The sequence below is a fragment of the Marinoscillum luteum genome, from assembly GCF_044005705.1.
GTDB lineage: Bacteria > Bacteroidota > Bacteroidia > Cytophagales > Cyclobacteriaceae > Marinoscillum > Marinoscillum luteum.
Genome location: NZ_JBIPKE010000016.1, coordinates 83,169 through 99,871 on the forward strand (window position 1 = coordinate 83,169; position 16,703 = coordinate 99,871).

Here is a 16,703-nt window from a genome sequence, read left to right on the forward strand (position 1 = left end):
CAATAATTGCGGAATTACTCGTTCATAGAGTAATCCTTTTTTAGGTTAGGTTGGTAAAAGGCGCTGTTGCAGAGATGCACGGCGCCTTTTTTTTACAATTCCTTCATCCCGCACCTTCCTTCAAAACACCGAGATCAATTATATTCGAGTCATGAAAAAAACCATACTCCTACTCCTACTCATTTCATTTTCTTTTCAAGCACTTCCGTGGGGCAAAACGGGGCACAGAATAGTTGGTCTCATTGCAGAAAAGCACCTCTCCAAAAAAGCAAGGAAGAACATTGAGAAAATCCTGAAGACTGAGACTTTGGCGGAGGTGAGCAACCACATGGATTTTATCAAATCAAACGATGCGTACGATCACATGTCTCCGTGGCACTATGCCACTATTCCTGACGGAATGACTTATGATGAGGCCGGCACTCCTGAGGAAGGAGATATTATTCAAACCTTGAATCGCCTGATTGCTGAGCTGAAAACCAAGCAATTCACAGATGAGGATGAGGCGTTTGCTTTGAAATGTCTGGTTCACCTGATCGGAGACATTCATCAGCCACTTCACGTGGGCAATGGGGAAGACAAAGGAGGCAATGACGTAAAGCTGGAGTATTTCTGGTCATCCTCAAATCTCCACAGAGTATGGGATAGTGGCATTATAGACGGACAGGACTATAGCTATACCGAATATGTAGAATGGCTGGACCACGCTTCGGCTGAAGAAATCAGCGCATGGCAGTCTGCAGGAATATTGGACTGGGCAGCAGAGTCCGTGAGCTACCGGCCGCAGATCTATGATCTTCCTGAAAGCAAAAAGATCAGCTATCAGTATGACTATGAAAACCTGGAATTATTGAACAAAAGACTTTTGCAAGCGGGCATTAGGCTTGCTGGCATTTTGAACGAGATCTATGGCTAAAGGATCGTAAGGCGGAGTTTGTTGGCGGCTTGTTCTAAATCCACCAGCGCCTCGATGGCGATGACTACTTCCTGAGGAACCCTTAGAATTCTGGCCGCATCATAGACCTGTTCTTTTTCCTCCAGAGCATAGTCTCCATCTGCTGAGCTCATACGAATGGCATCATAAATCAGAAGTTTACTGAATCCGGCCAATGCAGAAGAATTGAAAGAAGAAAAGATTTCATCGAGTTCTGCAGCTTCAAAGTCGAACTCTTCCCAGTCCGCAACAATTTCCTCATCTACCCCTACCTCCTTGGCCATATCCAAGGTGAGCCACTCCAGTTCTGGGTCAGAAACAATTCCATCGGAACCCGCGATTGTTAGTAAAGCAAAGCCGTATTCCCGCCATTTGTTTTTTGGCACCATGCTGATCCCGTAAAATGTGGGAGAAATATTGGTCAAATCTGAATTCATAGAATTGTTTTTACACTTCAAATTAATCACTAATATTGAAAGAGAAAAGGACAAGTTTATAAATGGTAGCCTCTGGGATTTTCGGAGGAGTAACCACACCACTAATCATAAAAAACAAGATTCATGTTTAGCGCATCAGACCTCAAGCAAATTTCAGATCATCAGTTGACCCAGGAGGGGATCAATGCTCAGATAGAAAAATTCAAATCTGGTTTTCCTCCCTCAGACTTATCCGAGAATATTCAGAAGGGAAATGGGTTGAAACAGCTCACGGCAGAGGAAGCGGAAAGCATGATTACATTTTATGAGAACAACCTTGAGGGTTTGGACATTGTCAAATTCGTGCCCGCCTCCGGTGCTGCCTCTCGAATGTTCAAGTCGCTGTTTGCGTTTCTGACGGACTATAAAGGCACAGATGCCGAGTATGAAAAGATGGTTGCGGACCAGGGTTCGGGTTCCGTTTTCACATTTTTCAAGAAGCTGGATCAGTTTGCTTTTTATGAAGACTTAAAGGCCGCTTATCAAAAGGCCATGGGTACCAGCCTGGAAGAGGCACAACTAAAAAGGGAATACACCCAAATCCTGGATGTACTGCTCAATGAGCCCGGGATGAATTATGGAGGACTTCCCAAAGGACTGCTGAAATTTCATCAATACCCGGAGGGCCCAAGAACTCCCGTGGAAGAGCATATGGTGGAAGGTGCCCAGTATGCTCAGGATAAGAATGGGAATGTAAAAATTCACTTTACTGTTTCGCCGGACCATATGGAGAAGTTCACGGCGCATGTTTCCGAAATCCAGACACGTTATGAGTCACTTTTTGGAGTGAAAATAGAGGTGAGTTATAGTATACAAAAACCCTCTACTGACACCATAGCGGTAGACATGGCCAATGAGCCATTTCGCGAGAGTGATGGTTCCTTGCTATTCAGACCGGCGGGTCACGGAGCGTTGCTCGAAAACCTGAACGACATTGATGCAGATGTCATCTTTCTGAAAAACATTGACAATGTGGTTCCTGACAAGATCAAAACTGAAACCATTCGCTATAAAAAAGTAATTGCCGGGATCTTATTGGATTATCAGCAACGAATCAAACTTGCACTGGAGACCCTTGACAAAGGTGAAGGCATAGAGGAAGCATTGAGCCTATTGCAGAATCACCTGGGCTATAGGCCGGGACAAAGTTTTGGAAATCTGACCGACGCTCAAAAGTGTGACTTTTTAGCTCAAAAACTGGACCGCCCCCTCCGCATCTGTGGTATGGTGAAAAGTGAGGGGGATACCGGAGGCGGTCCCTTCTGGGTATCCGGTGAAGATGAATCAGTATCGTTGCAGGTGGTAGAAACCGCACAGATCGATCTCACCAATGAGAAACAAAAAGAAATATTTAACCAATCCACCCATTTCAACCCAGTGGATGTGGTGTGTGGTGTGAAAGACAAAACAGGTCGAAAATATAACCTGCTGGATCACCGGGACATGAACACCGGGTTTATTACCGAAAAATCCAAAGATGGGAAAGACTTGAAAGCACAGGAACTCCCTGGTCTTTGGAACGGCTCCATGGCAGATTGGAATACCGTCTTTGTGGAAGTACCGGCCATTACCTTTAACCCCGTGAAATCAGTAAATGATTTACTGAAACCGGAGCATCAGGGCGGATAAAACCACTTCAGAACAATTTAATAGGACTTTAGGTGAACTCGATGATCAATCATCAAGTTACTCCATCATACAATCCATCCCTATAGGGCTACCATCGGGTGGTGACAAGGTGGATGGTAATTTGAAATCACCTGGCTCTTCCAGAAACTGCTGATAGAGGCGGATGCTGTGTGCATAGTGTGCACTGATGAGTGGATCACTGGTGGCCTTCATTTTGGTGGATATCGTTTTCACTAGTCTTTCGAGTTCAAAGTTGGCAAGGGCTTTGGTCATCTCTGTGGCGGAACTAACAGACAGATTCATCAGGTGGTATAACACGCGTTTTTCCACTACCATTTTGATTTCTTTGGCCAACCCGTCAGGGTAATTGGCATTCCATGTCTGATCATTGACTCTGCTCATGAGTTCTTTCCAGCCCGGAAAGGTGCTTTTTTGAAGATTTTGCTGAGTGATTCGTTCAATGCGCTCAGGTTGAAAGAGCATTTGCAGGGTCATTTCTGCAGACATCTCCGCTGCTGCTACTGGATCGAAAGTGACGCCCGTGTTCGATTTGAAACTTTCACGGGTTCTGCCATACCCGGGGACTTTGGGGCTTAATAGGTCGAGTAAATGTGGCGGCAGTCCCAGAAAAGTAGGAGAAAGGGTGCCGACGAGTGCGTCTATGGCGGTAAGTTGCGTGGTGGCATCCACCTTCTGTGGCAGTGGCAGGCCGTCGCCTTTGGCTTTATAGGTATAATGCTGACCCCCAACGAGCTTGGCGGCAGCTTCTATCTGATACCTGTGTAGGAAGTACATCGGAACCAACACCTCTTCCAGAGAAGAAATCGGCTGACCGGTTTTGATGGCTTTCTCCGAAAATGTAGAAAGTACTTTTGCTCTTATTGCTGACAGACGTACCAATTCAGTCGCTGCATTTTCACCATTGTCCCAGAGGTGTGCCGTGGCGTGAGCACCGCCTTTCGGACGAGCATCCGAATCCATGATGAAGTGATAGCCATCAGAGATCCACTCATCAATGATGTCTTGCAAATAGGAATCCTCATTTTCTTTGAACACAGAGTATCCATACCGTATGGCAAATTCATCCCACTCCCCAATGCCCGTATCATACGCATCAGAAAGATCTATCTCACCATTTTCCCCCAATAGAATATTCGGGTGTGGGTAATCCATGACTGAAGCCCGACCATCTGCGCTTGCCGCAAAATTGTGATAAAGCCCCAGGGTGTGGCCCACTTCGTGAGCCGCCAGCTGTCTGAGTCGGGCTAGCGCCATCTCCAGCATTTCATCACTGGGCTCCTTGCCTTCTTCGTACGGCTGTAGCAGACCAGTGGCAATCAGAAAATCCTGACGAATTCGCAATGAACCCAATGAAACATGCCCTTTCAGAATTTCTCCGGTTCGGGGGTCGGCGATCCATGAGCCATAGGACCAGCCTCGGGTAGATCTGTGTACCCATTGAATCACATTGTAATTGATGTCCAGAGGATCTATGCTGTCAGGAAGTACATAAACCTGAAAAGCGTTAATGAATCCGGCTTTTTCAAAGGCCTGATTCCACCAGCTGGCACCTTCTATCAAAGCGGACTTTACGGGTTCAGGGGCTCCCTTATCCACATAATAAATGATAGGCTCCACCGCTTCACTCATTTCGGCTTCCGGGTTTTTCTTTTCCAACCGATGACGGAAGATCAGCTGTTTGACCAATGGCTCCTCTATGGGTGTGGCATAATCCTGATAAGAGGACGAATAGTAACCACTTCTGGGGTCAAATTTTCGAGGGACATACTCATCGTCTGGTAAGCGCACAAAGGAGTGGTGCATTCTCACGGTGATGGATTCCGCAGTTGGGGCTACTGATCTGATGTTGCTCCCTGTTGGGGTACCCTTGAATGTGATCGTGGATTCGAACTCCGAATTGTCTTTGAAGTTTTTGGTCATTTCCAAATAAAGTGCGGACCTGCTGGCGTCCAGGGTGTAAGTGCCCTCTTTGGACTTTTTAAGCGTTTCGCTCACACCATGAGCATCTGCGAGGAGAAAGTCCGTGATGTCAATCAATACTTTTCCGTTTTGTTCTTTTTCCACTTTGAAACCCCAGAGGACACTCTGTGCAAAGGCCTCATTGACCGAGCGGACTTCTTCCTTATTTTCGCTGACGGCCCTATAGCCGTAGTTGGGTTGGATGAGTAATATTTTGGGTCCACTTCGCTCAAACTTCACGATTCGGTTATCACCTACCTGTCCTCGGTCCAGCCCAATGTCATTGGAACCCAGCCCCGCCGCCAGATAGTTGACATAGAGAAACTCCTCTCCCAGGTTTTCCACTTCTAAAAAGACCTTTCCCTTGTCGGCGTCCCAGTAAAAATCGAAAAAGCCTTCGTACTTTTTATAGGTAGCTAAAGTGGTTTCGTAGCTGCTGCTGCTCGTAGAAGGGGTAGACTTTGGCGAGCACGCAAAAACAGCCATGGCTGCGAGGGTGAAGTACAATGTTCTCATAAAGTAGAATTAGTATGCTTTTGTGCATGTTTCCGATGGTCAACAGATATTCGATCTGCTGATTGCTCCGGACATGGTACGCTAAATATTGTTCATAATTTAATGTTGATTTTGGGAAAAAGGGCAGCTCTGGCTGCCCGCTTCTCAAAGAGTTACATTTTCGGGTAATTCAATTGTTGAGTGGTCAGACCCGTCACCTTCTTTTCTTATTCGCAATCGAGACACTGCCACTCCACGATACCAGCTCCCGAACCAAACCGCTCCATGGTGTATTTTTCAATATCAATCAGAAACCCGGTTTCGCTGCTGTTCTGCGTACAGCAGCCGTTGCAGTCAGAGTCTGCACACATATCGTACACGGTAGCTTCTATTTCCAGCTTTCCTTGTCTCAGCAGAAAAGTCTTCAAGCGGTATCGTTCAGCGTCTTTGGAATGGATAGCGATGATATTGTGGCTTTTCACCCAATCTTCCGGCTGTTGGCCATCAACAAAAGCGAAATACCCGGCCCATTGGCATCCATTGTATTCAAGGCACTCGGGACTTCCTGGCTCTGGATATGAAGTATAATTCGTCAGATTGGCCAGGTGCCACTGCCCAGCTTGAGATCGCACAGGTTCGGGCCGGCAAGCGAATACAAGCAGAAAAAGGACCAAGAAGCCAGAAATGATAATTTTGTTGATCAATGAGCAGGGTTTTATCAATTGATGAAGATAAAGCACTTTTGTTTAACGAGACTTGCTAACCTTTGATGAATGGGAGAACCAACGACCAAAATCCAGCGCCTTTACTTTGTAGCATTGATTCCTCCGGAACCCATCAAATCGGAGGTGTGGCAAATGAAGGAAGAGGTGAAGAGCAAATATGGATCAAAAGCAGCATTGAAGTCTCCGGCTCATATCACTCTGCACATGCCGTTCACCTTTAGGGTGGATCGAGAAGACCAAATCATTCATTGTTTGCAGGAGGCTGTGACTGGTACTCCCTCTATTCGGATCAAGCACGATGGATTTGGGTGTTTTGAACCTCGAGTGATTTATGTCAATGTTGAAAAAACAGCTCCCCTTGAAAACCTTAAAAAGAATGTGGTCAAGCAAATGCGGTTGAACCTGAAACTTCAAAACGCCGATTATAAAAACCTGCCGTTTCACCCACATATGACCATTGCATTCAGGGATTTGAAAAAAGCAACCTTTCAGGAGGCATGGCCAGAATATCGACAAAGATCCTATGAAGCCAATTGGGAATGTGGTACTGTTTGTTTGCTCAAACATACAGGCAAAGACTGGGCGGTATTGGAGGAGGTAGTTTTTTAGGTGAAGAAATAAGAATACAGGATTACTCCAGAACAAATTGAGCGGAAACAGTCTCCTTATCCAGTAGATAGCTTTTTTTAAGCGTACCAGATTTGACATGCAGGAGGTTTTTTTGATCATCATACAGGTCAAGAAGGAGACTATTCTGGACATGCAGTAGCTTGAGGTCACCTACATCGGTCACCTCCAGAAAGCACCAGGTCAGATCATCTTCTATTTCGAATCGAAGAAACACAAAGTCTTTGTTCTCATCATTCACCCAGAGAGAAAAATTCTTTTGAAAATAGGATTTCAATGCGCTCATCACCACCGATGAGTCCTCGATCACGTGGAAGGATGGATTTTCCGTATGCTTTCTTAAAGCCAGCTCCAAATCTTCGGTGAACATTCGATGCGTGATTTGTAAGGTCGGTGCTTCCGTACCGATGACTATTTCACAAACGCTGACGTGATAGGGGTGGAGCAAGAGCCAAAGGATGAGATACATTTTTGCGTTCGGTCAATTAAAAGCAGAATACTAATCATCAAATTAACTCAATAAGTGGCGGACTGTGACTTTTCATCAAATTTTCCACCAGTTACCAGTTGAAATCTGCCGTGTTCGATATTTTCGCATTTCATATGTCAGAATTTCAGATTTATTACGATTTAGGGTTGCAGCACATTTTAGATAAAAATGGATATGATCACATCATTTTTGTCATTGCCCTATGCGCGCTTTATCAGGCAGAGGATTGGAAGAGTGTGCTCACTCTGGTGACATCCTTTACGCTCGGTCACTCCATTACACTTGCGCTAGCCACATTTTCCATCGTGGAGGTAGATCCGGATCTTATAGAATTTCTGATTCCGGTCACCATTTTCATTACGGCAGTGTTCAACCTTTTTTCTCGCACAGAGAATACACATGTAAGCATTCGAAATTACTTTTTTGCGGGCTTCTTTGGGCTGGTGCATGGCCTGGGTTTTTCCAACTATCTCAAAACCCTGTTGGGAAAGGATGAAAGCATCATCACCCAACTTTTTGCATTTAATATTGGTTTGGAGGTTGGTCAATTGATTATCGTAGCCTCGCTGCTTGTTATCGGCTTTGTGCTGGTGAGTATGGCCGGGGTGAGCAGGAGAGATTGGAAAATGGTCATTAGTGCAGCGGTGGCTGGCATCTCTCTTGTGCTGATTATCGAATCAAATTATTTATAACCAGCATCCTGAAGACATTTTGGATACTTCCATGGCCGGAAGTTTGAACCGTAGGATACCCCCCAAAAAACCAATAATTGAATAGGCGCACTTCTCGATGATCAATCACAGACTACCATTAACGTGGCAAATACTTGATTCAGGCAACAGAACTTTGAGGATGGAACCGGTGGAATGAAGTAATTCTAGCCGAAATTTGGAGGAAGAACTAAACAGAGGACTCATTGTGCTTTATTAAAGGCAAAAAAGTTGTTAGCTTGAAGTATGACCCATTTAAAGAAACAAAAGATGTGGAAACCATCAATAAATCATTCATTTGAACCCATGCACCAGAACGAGTTGAGAAATTCAGAAAAAAAACCATCACGTTGGCTTTTTCATGCCACCATCATTGGATTGGCCATGATGGCATCCTGCAAACCTGCGGATAAGACAGGATTTGCCGATGACGCTGGTGGCGAGCCGACAGAGATTGTAGTGTATAATAACCCTCCGTCGGAGGGTTTCGACATTGAAGGGTCTACCCCTCATGCCATTGTTATGGCTGATCAGATTATGAACGCCATGGGTGGTCGGGAGAAGTGGGATCAGACCAACGTGATTTTCTGGAATTTCCTGGGAGTGAGAACTTTGCTTTGGGACAAGGCCAATAACAAAGTACGTATTGATATCCCCTCCAGCAAAATGGTGATTGCGCTGGACATGAATGATATGACCGGAAACGTATGGAAGGATCAGGTGAAATATACTCAGGAAGACTCTGTCAGCAAGTACCTGGAGCAGGGACGAAAAATGTGGATCAATGATTCCTATTGGTTGGTGATGCCTTTCAAATTGAAGGATTCCGGTGTGACCCTCACCTATGTGGGTGAAGACACTACTCGACAGGGCAATCGGGCAGATGTGTTGAGGCTCACATTCAAGAACGTGGGAGTTACTCCGGACAATGCCTATGACGTATGGGTAGACTTTGACACCCGACTGATCGAGCAGTGGGCCTATTATAAAGAGGCCACCCAGGATGAACCCAACTTTGTGCTGCCGTGGACAGACTATCAAGATTATAACGGGCTGTTACTTTCGGGCGAGCGTGGAGACAGAGACCTCACGAATATTAAAGTTTTGAAGTCAGTGCCGAAGGGTGCCTTTGAGAGCCCCGAACCACTGTCACTTAAATAATTATAAAAACATTTCGTTCTTAAGGGTAGTCATAGATTGACTGCCCTTTGTTTTAATCAGGAATCAATAAAATGGTCAGACAGTTTTTCATCGTTATTCTGGTACTTACTTCTCAGGCTTTAATGGCTCAAGAGGGTAAGGACATTTTGCGAAAGCATTTCAAGGCACACGGTCAGGACTTGTGGAAGGAAATGAATAGTGTAATTGTGGATGGCAAATGGGTGGATACGGATTATCACTCCTATCCGATGAAACTCACTTATAAATACCCTGGAAAAATCCGATTAGAGGGGACTTATCAAAACAAACGTTTTGCCGAGGCTACTGACGGCCAGCTATCCTGGATCATTGCACCATGGAAGCCACGCTACGAAGTTCAGCTGATGAGTACTGCGGAAGAGATCGTCATAAAAAACAGTTTTTCGAGGGGTAGCCCCCTTTATCCGGTCAAGGATCACCTAACCTTTTTGGGGCTTTCGGATATGGAGGGCATACTTTATTATACTTATCTCATGGAGGAGGCCTCTTTTCGACGGACATTTTATATCGATCAGAAAGACTTCAGACTCTACTATGAGAAAATAGAATCGAAGTTTGATGGCACGCCCATAAGTGTGTTGAAAACTATAGAGAAGTATAAGCAATACAACGGACTCCTTGTTCCCACGGCAGTTTATTTCAAAGGAGATGACTTTGAAAGAGAGTTGGTATTTGACGAGATCTACGTAGGAATGGGCGCCAATGACGATTTATTCCAAATGCCCAATGGTCAATGACACGACATCTCGGGTTGTCAGACAAACCTTACTTTAAGGTCTGGAGTTAACTGAGGAAAGAAAACGGAAGATGAAAGCATTTTGGAACGGACAGCTCATTGCCGAGAGCAACGAAACAGTGGTAGTCGAGAATAATCACTACTTCCCACCATCAGATATTAAGTCGGCGTATTTCAAGCCAAGCACCACTCATACGGTATGCCCCTGGAAAGGCACTGCCAGTTATTACACTTTGGAGGTAGATGGAAAGACTAATATGGATGCAGCCTGGTACTATCCGGAAACCAGTGAGCTGGCAAAGCATATCAAAGGCTACATAGCTTTCTGGAAAGGGGTAGAAGTGACGGAGTAATTTACTTGGTGCTTTTCAGAGAACCGCCACCAAAAATGGTAATTCCTTTGATATAGACCACCGCAGGATCTTTGTGTGATGAGGCTTCACGTTTGTCGTCAAATCCACCAAAGATGGCCGTGGTATCTACCGAAATGTTCCATTCTTTGGGTACGATCAGCTCACAGCCACCAAAAAGGGTTAAAACTTCGATGACCACCACTTTTTCAGGTTGGCAATCCCGCAGATCGATTTCTGATCCACCAAAAATGTTGGTGATTTTCCCCCCTTTCAGGGACGTACTGGTATACTTTTTTGTGCTTCCGCCAAAAATGTTGATTTCATCAAAGGAATCGTCCGTAGTGGAGGTGACCTGAGACCGGAGGCGTTTGCGCATGAGCATAGAGAGGCCAATAAACACCAGGATCAATGGCCAGTAGTCTCTCAGCTGAATATCTGTATACTGCCGGAGTATAAAGAAGCCCCAAAGGGCAGCAAATAGCAGTACGCCACGATAATTTCCGGAGAAGAGGTTGGCAATGGCCAGAAGGAGGAAGATATTGATCCAGGAGAAAATGTAACCAGGGAGGCCACTGATTACACCGAGGTTGCTCAGCAATAAAACCAGCCCGATTAGTATCAGGAACAACCCGAAAAGTGGACGTTTTTGAGAATTCATTTTTGCCAATTGTTTAGACAAAGGAGTGCTTTTTTTGAGTAGGAAAATAATCAAAGGGGATGAAATTCAAGGGAACCCTGACATGAGAGATGACAAAATGACCACTCCATACACAACATAGTCAAACTGACATAGTTATTAGAATGAAACACACTTGGTATGGCTATTGCTAAAACCAGGGCAAAACGGAGACAGATTATGCGAGTAGAAGACAGAATGTTAATCAAAAACCTGGCGCATACGGCGGAGATTGTCAATACCATCAATGGTGGGATGACAGAGCCTGTAATCAATATTGATAAGAAGGAAACCGAATGGATCGTGAAAGTGAGGGTGCCGGGAGTAAGTGCGGAACACCTAAAAATTGAGGTTCGCGATTATGAGATGTTTTTGTTTCATATCATTTCGGAGGAAACAACAGCAGATATCGAATTACCCTATTTACTTTCAGCCATTAAGCTGACCAGTCAGGTAGACTTTGACGGAATCATGGCCGAGTATCAGGCAGGAGAACTCTCGATCCATTTACCTCTGGACGAAACCGCCAGCGGTTATGAGCGGGATATTGAGATTTTTAAGAAGTGAAATCCCACTGGGGAGGCACTGATGTTTCGGCTACCTCAAGGGTAGGCTTCAATGAGCTTGAGTGTTAGTTGTAATAGCTCCTCCTTTTTGAGTTTTTTGATGACATTCTTTTTTTCAGCGGACTCAGAGAGGAGGATTTTAAGATCCTCCGGCCCAAAGTATGCTTCCAGTATAGATTCCTTACCCGTAGCCATCCCGAATAGTTCAAGCTCTTCAATAGCCGAGTTAAAAATTTCCCTGCCTTTGCGCTTACAGGATTCTACAGGCTTGTACTGAGAATTGGAGTCCCGTAGCGCCCAGCTGCTATAGTCAATTTTCAGGCCCTCGATATGAGTGATTCGGGAGTCAGCTTTCCCAAAGACACGCTCTAAGGCAGATACTGCAGAACTTTTCCATGCTTCCAAATCAAAATCGGAAACGTCCAGTTTTTCAACCTGACTTTTGAGTAACTGAATGTATTTTGCTTTCATGGCTTCATAGGGAAGTTACAGATTTCCTGAGCAAACCACGCAACCGCAGGACCTTAACTAATCCTGCTCCAGTTTACCATGCTTTTTCTCTGTGCTGCCACCTGTTTTCTGATCAGCACGTTTTTTGGATCTTTCAGGTCCGGGTCGGCATTGAGAACTTCAGTCGCCACAGACCTGGCTAGTTTCAAGATCTCCGTGTCCTTCCCCAAATCGGCAATCATCAGGTCCATGAGTCCGCTTTGTTGTGTGCCCATCAGGTCACCGGGTCCACGGATTTTTAAATCTACCTCCGCTATTTTAAAACCATCGGTGGTGTCCACCATCGTTTGCACACGCAGCTTGGCCTCAGTGGTGAGCTTATTCCCGGTCATCAGGATACAATAGGATTGATCCGCCCCCCGACCTACCCGACCCCTTAGCTGATGAAGTTGAGAAAGACCAAAGCGCTCCGCATTTTCAATCACCATCACCGAGGCATTCGGGACATTTACACCTACTTCGATCACAGTGGTGGCCACCATTATTTTGGTTTCTCCTTTTACGAAGCGTTGCATTTCCCACTCCTTGTCGTCAGACTTCATTTTGCCATGCACGATAGAAATGGGGTAGTCCGGAAACCGACGGCTTACGCTTTCATATCCGTCCATCAGGTCTTTATAATCCAGGGTGGCGGATTCCTCAATAAGGGGATATACCACATACACCTGACGGCCCTTTTGGATTTCTTTTTCCATGAAACTAAACATCTTCAGCCGGTGACTATCACGCATGTGGTGTGTCTGGATGGGTTTTCTTCCTGCAGGAAGCTCATCGATGACCGAAATATCCAGATCGCCATATAGGGTCATGGCCAGTGTACGAGGGATGGGTGTGGCAGTCATTACCAGCACATGAGGGTAAGCGTTTTGACCCTTTTTCCAGAGTTGAGCACGCTGCGCCACCCCAAAGCGATGCTGCTCATCGATCACTGCCAGCCCGAGGTTTTTAAACTTCACTTTATCTTCCAGCAAGGCGTGAGTTCCTACGACAATGGGCAGATCCCCGGATTGGAGCATTTCATCTATGACCCGGCGCTCGGATTTTTTGCTGGAGCCAGTCAGGCGTCCAATGTGAATGCCCAAGAGGTCGGCATATTCCTTCAGTCCGTTGTAATGCTGCTCTGCCAGGATTTCCGTGGGCGCCATGAAAGCTGTCTGTGTGCCATTGCTGATCGCAATCAAGATGCTCAGAAATGCCACCATGGTTTTTCCACTACCCACATCACCTTGCACCAGTCGGTTCATTTGTTTTCCGGAGCGAAAATCCTGATAGATTTCTTTCACCACTTTCTTCTGGGCGCCGGTGAGCTCAAAAGGAAGGTGCTTATTATAATACTCGTTGAGTAATTCGCTGTTGTCAAACCGGATGCCCGGAAAGCTTTCAATTCGGGTGATCTTGAGCTTGAGGAGTCGCAACTGGATATAAAAGAGTTCCTCAAACTTCAGCCGGTATTGGGCTTTCTGAAGCTCCTGGGTATTTCTGGGAAAATGTATTTGTACGAGCGCCGATTTTTTATCCATCAGCCGATACTGTTGGGTGATCGCCGGAGGCAGCGTTTCGTTGATGTGATTCACCGCCTCTATGAGCAGCATTTTCATCATTTTGCTGATGGCTTTGCTGTCTATGAACCGGCGTTTGAGTTTTTCTGTGGTGGTGTACACAGGATGAAGGTAGCTCCCTTGCTTACTTTTTTCAGTCAGAGGTTCCACTTCGGGGTGAGCAATATTGTATTTGCTTCCGAATCGAGAGGGTTTTCCGAAAACGATATACGGCACACCCACAGCCACACGGGATTTTACCCATTTCACCCCTTGAAACCAAACCAGCTCAATGACACCCGTTTCGTCAGCAAACTGACCTACGAGTCGTTGCTTACTGCCCACACCCACCGTTTGAAAAGAAACGAACTTACCAATGATCTGAATGTAGGCCTGATCCTCCCGGACCTGATTGATTTTGTAAAACCGGGTGCGGTCTTCGTACCGAAACGGATAGTACTGCAGCAGGTCAGCAAAGGTGAAAATTTCGAGTTCTTTTTTGAGCAGCTCGGCCTTTTGGGGGCCCACGCCTTTTAGAAATTCAATACTTCGCTCAAAAAAAGAAGTCATGGCAGAGGTTTCCGCTAATTTATAAAAGAAGGGCTAAGAAATGGTACGGATTAGTCATTCCACTCCAGCGTCTCCAGCAGGTGGAGGGCATCTTCCTTCAAATATCGAATGACAGGAGCCAGGGAATCGTTCTTGGTGGCCGTTTTGAAATAGAGCGCTCCCCGTAAGAAGTGCGCGGTACTGTCAGAAACGTGAAACTGCAACTGCGTGGGCACTTCTCCTTCCAGTTCGGTAAAGGAGGCAAAGTCTCCATTGGGAAGTTCGAGCACTTTTTCGTCTATGGCGTAGGCCTTTACATTGTGCTGAGAGGTGAGCTTATACGAATCGCTAAAATACTCCTGCATTAGCTCAGCCTTATTTTTAATGGGCTTGTAGGTGAGCTGGATATTGGCATCCATGGCCGGATAAAAGATATCGATCCAATAGCGTTCAGTAATCCACGAGCTGTCCTTCAGGATTCTGGCGTGTTTCGAATACTCAAACTGATAAGGAAAACTATCTGCAAGCGCTGTGTACTCATGCGCAGGCAGGTCGATGCGGTTATACCCCTTGGGTTTGGGTAGGTAAGGGTTTTGTCCACAGGACAGTACCAAAATAGAAATCAGAAATAAAATAGAAATTCTAATCGTCATACTCAGTCCTCAAAATCTTTCACCTGATCGGAATGCTCGGGATTGATGTATACCCGCACCCGCTTGATTCGCCTCTGATCCACCGCTACTACAGTAAACAGAAACTGCTGAAACGTAATTTTTTCCCCGGCGGGTGGCAGCTTGGTATTGAGCTCGAGGAGAAGCCCTCCGAGTGATTCGCTTTCGCGTTTCACTTTCTCAAACACGTCAGAGTCCACTCCCGTAATCTTACAAAAGTCGTTTAGTGACGTTTTACCTTCAAAAATGTACGTATTGGCATCAAGTTTATTGTAGGCAATTTCGTTCTCCTCATCAAACTCGTCATTGATCTCGCCCACGATCTCCTCGATCACATCTTCCAAGGTGATGAGCCCGGAGGTCCCGCCATACTCATCTACGATGATGGCCATATGGACCTGTTTCTCCTGGAAGTCCCTGAACAGGTCATCTATTTTTTTGCTCTCGGGCACAAAGAAGCCGGGTCTCAGGAGCGTTTGCCATTTGAATTCTTCTTTTTTATCTAAATGAGGAAGCAGGTCTTTGATGTAAAGAATTCCCTCAATCTTATCCACGGTTTCCGCATAGACGGGAATCCGCGAATACCCTGTTTTATTCACCTTATCCATGAGGTCATGGAAGTCTGTGTCCACATCCAGCGCCGTGATGTCAATTCTGGACTTCATGATTTGCCGCACAGAAAGCGTACTGAAGTTTACGATACCTTTAAGAATACCCTTCTCCTCATCACTTACTTCTTTATCTGCCGTGATTTCCAGTGCCTGGTTGATTTGGTCGACGGAGAGGTTATAGCCCTTTTTTTGAATTCGGCTTTCAATAATGTTGCTCAAAGCCATTAAAAACCAGGAAATGGGGCGTAGTATTTTATCAGCGAATGTCAGCATGGGGGCGGTCATTCTCGCAAAACTGAGGTTATTGTGATTGGCATATACTTTGGGCACAATCTCCCCAAAAAAGATGATCATCACGGTGATGCTCACCGTGAGTACCACGATGACTATACCACCAGCATCTTTACTACCCACTACCTTCCAGGTTGCAAAGGTGGAAATGGTGACAATAAAAATGTTGGCCAGATTATTCAGGATAAGTATAGTGGCCAGCAGGCGCTTGGGATCCAGTACCAGGCTGGAAATGTACTTATCGTTCTTATTGCCGGAGGTCTTGGCATCCTGGATTTGATCGTGGCTCAGTGAAAAAAATGCCACCTCAGATCCGGAGATCAGCCCCGAAAGCAAAAGAAGGAGCAATACCCCGATTCCATTGATCAAAAAGAAGGAAACAGGGAGCTGTGTGATTGCCAGAAAAAGTGCCGAGGGATAAGGGTCGTCTAATGCAGTCTCCAAGGAGAGGTCTTTAAGTTAAACATTAGAAGGGGAGGTCATCTGTAACACCCTCTTCCATGGGGCTGCTGTCGGAGCTTTGGGTAGATGCTGATGACGGCTCCTCATACTGTTGAGACGTATTACCCGCTCCTCCTGGAGATCCACCAGACCTGCTACCCAGCATCGTCATATTATCACCCACTACTTCTGTGGTGTAACGAGTCACCCCGTCTTTTTCCCATGATCGGGTTCTTAACTTGCCTTCTACGTAGACCTGATCACCTTTTTTCAGGTATTTTTCGGCTACTTCGGCCAAGCCTCTCCAAAGCACAATGTTGTGCCATTCGGTTTGTTCGCGTCTTTCTCCTGTAGTTCGATCCTTGTAGGTTTCAGAAGTAGCTATGGAAAAGCTCGCCACTACAGCGCCACTTTCCAAATGTCTTACCTCAGGGTCTTTGCCCAGATTTCCTACAAGAATTACTTTATTTACTCCAGCCATAAAATAAAAATAAC

18 protein-coding genes are annotated in these 16,703 nt (G+C 45.7%); 8 read left to right on the top strand and 10 right to left on the bottom strand.

The window, feature by feature from the left end:
* The first annotated feature begins 151 nt into the window (after positions 1-151).
* On the top strand, positions 152-916 hold the full coding sequence (locus ACHKAR_RS10270) for a S1/P1 nuclease (RefSeq protein WP_395417355.1): 765 nt from the start codon (positions 152-154) through the stop codon (positions 914-916).
* On the opposite strand, the gene ACHKAR_RS10275 is transcribed toward ACHKAR_RS10270, so the two are convergent.
* Positions 913-1,371 (bottom strand): tellurite resistance TerB family protein, encoded by a 459-nt coding sequence (locus ACHKAR_RS10275; RefSeq protein ID WP_159582482.1) that lies wholly within the window; start codon positions 1,369-1,371, stop codon positions 913-915. The genes ACHKAR_RS10270 and ACHKAR_RS10275 overlap by 4 nt on opposite strands.
* Before the next feature lie 123 nt (positions 1,372-1,494).
* Between ACHKAR_RS10275 and ACHKAR_RS10280 the strand changes: the two genes are divergently transcribed.
* Positions 1,495-3,039, top strand: coding sequence for a DUF4301 family protein (locus ACHKAR_RS10280; RefSeq protein WP_395417356.1), 1,545 nt, complete (start codon positions 1,495-1,497; stop codon positions 3,037-3,039).
* 57 nt (positions 3,040-3,096) lie between these two features.
* Here ACHKAR_RS10280 and ACHKAR_RS10285 read toward each other — a convergent pair whose 3' ends face one another.
* Entirely contained in the window at positions 3,097-5,535 is a 2,439-nt protein-coding gene (locus ACHKAR_RS10285; protein ID WP_395417357.1) for a zinc-dependent metalloprotease, read from the bottom strand.
* A 206-nt stretch (positions 5,536-5,741) separates the two neighbouring features.
* Positions 5,742-6,146 (bottom strand): hypothetical protein, encoded by a 405-nt coding sequence (locus tag ACHKAR_RS10290; protein WP_395417358.1) that lies wholly within the window; start codon positions 6,144-6,146, stop codon positions 5,742-5,744.
* 141 nt (positions 6,147-6,287) lie between these two features.
* On the opposite strand from ACHKAR_RS10290, the gene ACHKAR_RS10295 reads away from it, so the two are divergent.
* The gene (locus ACHKAR_RS10295) at positions 6,288-6,848 is read left to right on the top strand and encodes a 2'-5' RNA ligase family protein (RefSeq protein ID WP_159582486.1); all 561 of its coding nucleotides are present in this window, start codon (positions 6,288-6,290) and stop codon (positions 6,846-6,848) included.
* 22 nt (positions 6,849-6,870) lie between these two features.
* Here the strand turns inward: ACHKAR_RS10295 and ACHKAR_RS10300 are convergent, their stop codons facing one another.
* Entirely contained in the window at positions 6,871-7,335 is a 465-nt protein-coding gene (locus ACHKAR_RS10300; protein WP_395417359.1) for a DUF6702 family protein, read from the bottom strand.
* Positions 7,336-7,469: 134 nt separating this feature from the next.
* Here ACHKAR_RS10300 and ACHKAR_RS10305 point away from each other — a divergent pair, with 134 nt between their 5' ends.
* The 4 genes from ACHKAR_RS10305 to ACHKAR_RS10320 all read left to right on the top strand — a co-directional run bounded on the left by ACHKAR_RS10305 (position 7,470) and on the right by ACHKAR_RS10320 (position 10,355).
* Positions 7,470-8,048 (top strand): HupE/UreJ family protein, encoded by a 579-nt coding sequence (locus ACHKAR_RS10305; RefSeq protein ID WP_159582488.1) that lies wholly within the window; start codon positions 7,470-7,472, stop codon positions 8,046-8,048.
* Between the two features lie 288 nt (positions 8,049-8,336).
* Positions 8,337-9,227 carry a hypothetical protein gene (locus ACHKAR_RS10310; protein ID WP_395417360.1) on the top strand — a complete coding sequence of 297 codons (891 nt, stop codon included), beginning with the start codon at positions 8,337-8,339 and terminating at the stop codon, positions 9,225-9,227.
* 71 nt (positions 9,228-9,298) lie between these two features.
* Positions 9,299-10,003 (top strand): hypothetical protein, encoded by a 705-nt coding sequence (locus ACHKAR_RS10315; RefSeq protein WP_395417361.1) that lies wholly within the window; start codon positions 9,299-9,301, stop codon positions 10,001-10,003.
* 70 nt (positions 10,004-10,073) lie between these two features.
* A complete protein-coding gene (locus ACHKAR_RS10320) occupies positions 10,074-10,355 on the top strand; it encodes a DUF427 domain-containing protein (protein ID WP_159582490.1) in 282 nt (93 codons plus the stop codon).
* Between the two features lies 1 nt (position 10,356).
* Here ACHKAR_RS10320 and ACHKAR_RS10325 read toward each other — a convergent pair whose 3' ends face one another.
* Complete coding sequence (locus ACHKAR_RS10325) at positions 10,357-11,013, bottom strand: LiaF transmembrane domain-containing protein (RefSeq protein WP_395417362.1); 657 nt, start codon at positions 11,011-11,013, stop codon at positions 10,357-10,359.
* Positions 11,014-11,211: 198 nt separating this feature from the next.
* Between ACHKAR_RS10325 and ACHKAR_RS10330 the strand changes: the two genes are divergently transcribed.
* Positions 11,212-11,598 carry an Hsp20 family protein gene (locus ACHKAR_RS10330; RefSeq protein ID WP_159582492.1) on the top strand — a complete coding sequence of 129 codons (387 nt, stop codon included), beginning with the start codon at positions 11,212-11,214 and terminating at the stop codon, positions 11,596-11,598.
* Between the two features lie 35 nt (positions 11,599-11,633).
* Here the strand turns inward: ACHKAR_RS10330 and ACHKAR_RS10335 are convergent, their stop codons facing one another.
* From ACHKAR_RS10335 to ACHKAR_RS10355, 5 genes are read right to left on the bottom strand one after another with little or no spacing between them, the layout of a single operon-like run.
* Positions 11,634-12,068, bottom strand: a complete 435-nt coding sequence (locus tag ACHKAR_RS10335) for a hypothetical protein (RefSeq protein ID WP_395417363.1) — start codon at positions 12,066-12,068, stop codon at positions 11,634-11,636.
* Positions 12,069-12,121: 53 nt separating this feature from the next.
* Complete coding sequence (gene recG / locus ACHKAR_RS10340; RefSeq protein WP_395417364.1) at positions 12,122-14,215, bottom strand: ATP-dependent DNA helicase RecG; 2,094 nt, start codon at positions 14,213-14,215, stop codon at positions 12,122-12,124.
* A gap of 50 nt (positions 14,216-14,265) precedes the next feature.
* The gene (gldD, locus tag ACHKAR_RS10345; RefSeq protein ID WP_159582495.1) at positions 14,266-14,847 is read right to left on the bottom strand and encodes a gliding motility lipoprotein GldD; all 582 of its coding nucleotides are present in this window, start codon (positions 14,845-14,847) and stop codon (positions 14,266-14,268) included.
* Between the two features lie 2 nt (positions 14,848-14,849).
* Positions 14,850-16,211 (bottom strand): gliding motility-associated protein GldE, encoded by a 1,362-nt coding sequence (gldE, locus tag ACHKAR_RS10350; RefSeq protein ID WP_395417365.1) that lies wholly within the window; start codon positions 16,209-16,211, stop codon positions 14,850-14,852.
* A 22-nt stretch (positions 16,212-16,233) separates the two neighbouring features.
* Positions 16,234-16,689 carry a single-stranded DNA-binding protein gene (locus ACHKAR_RS10355; protein WP_395417366.1) on the bottom strand — a complete coding sequence of 152 codons (456 nt, stop codon included), beginning with the start codon at positions 16,687-16,689 and terminating at the stop codon, positions 16,234-16,236.
* Positions 16,690-16,703 lie beyond the last annotated feature (14 nt).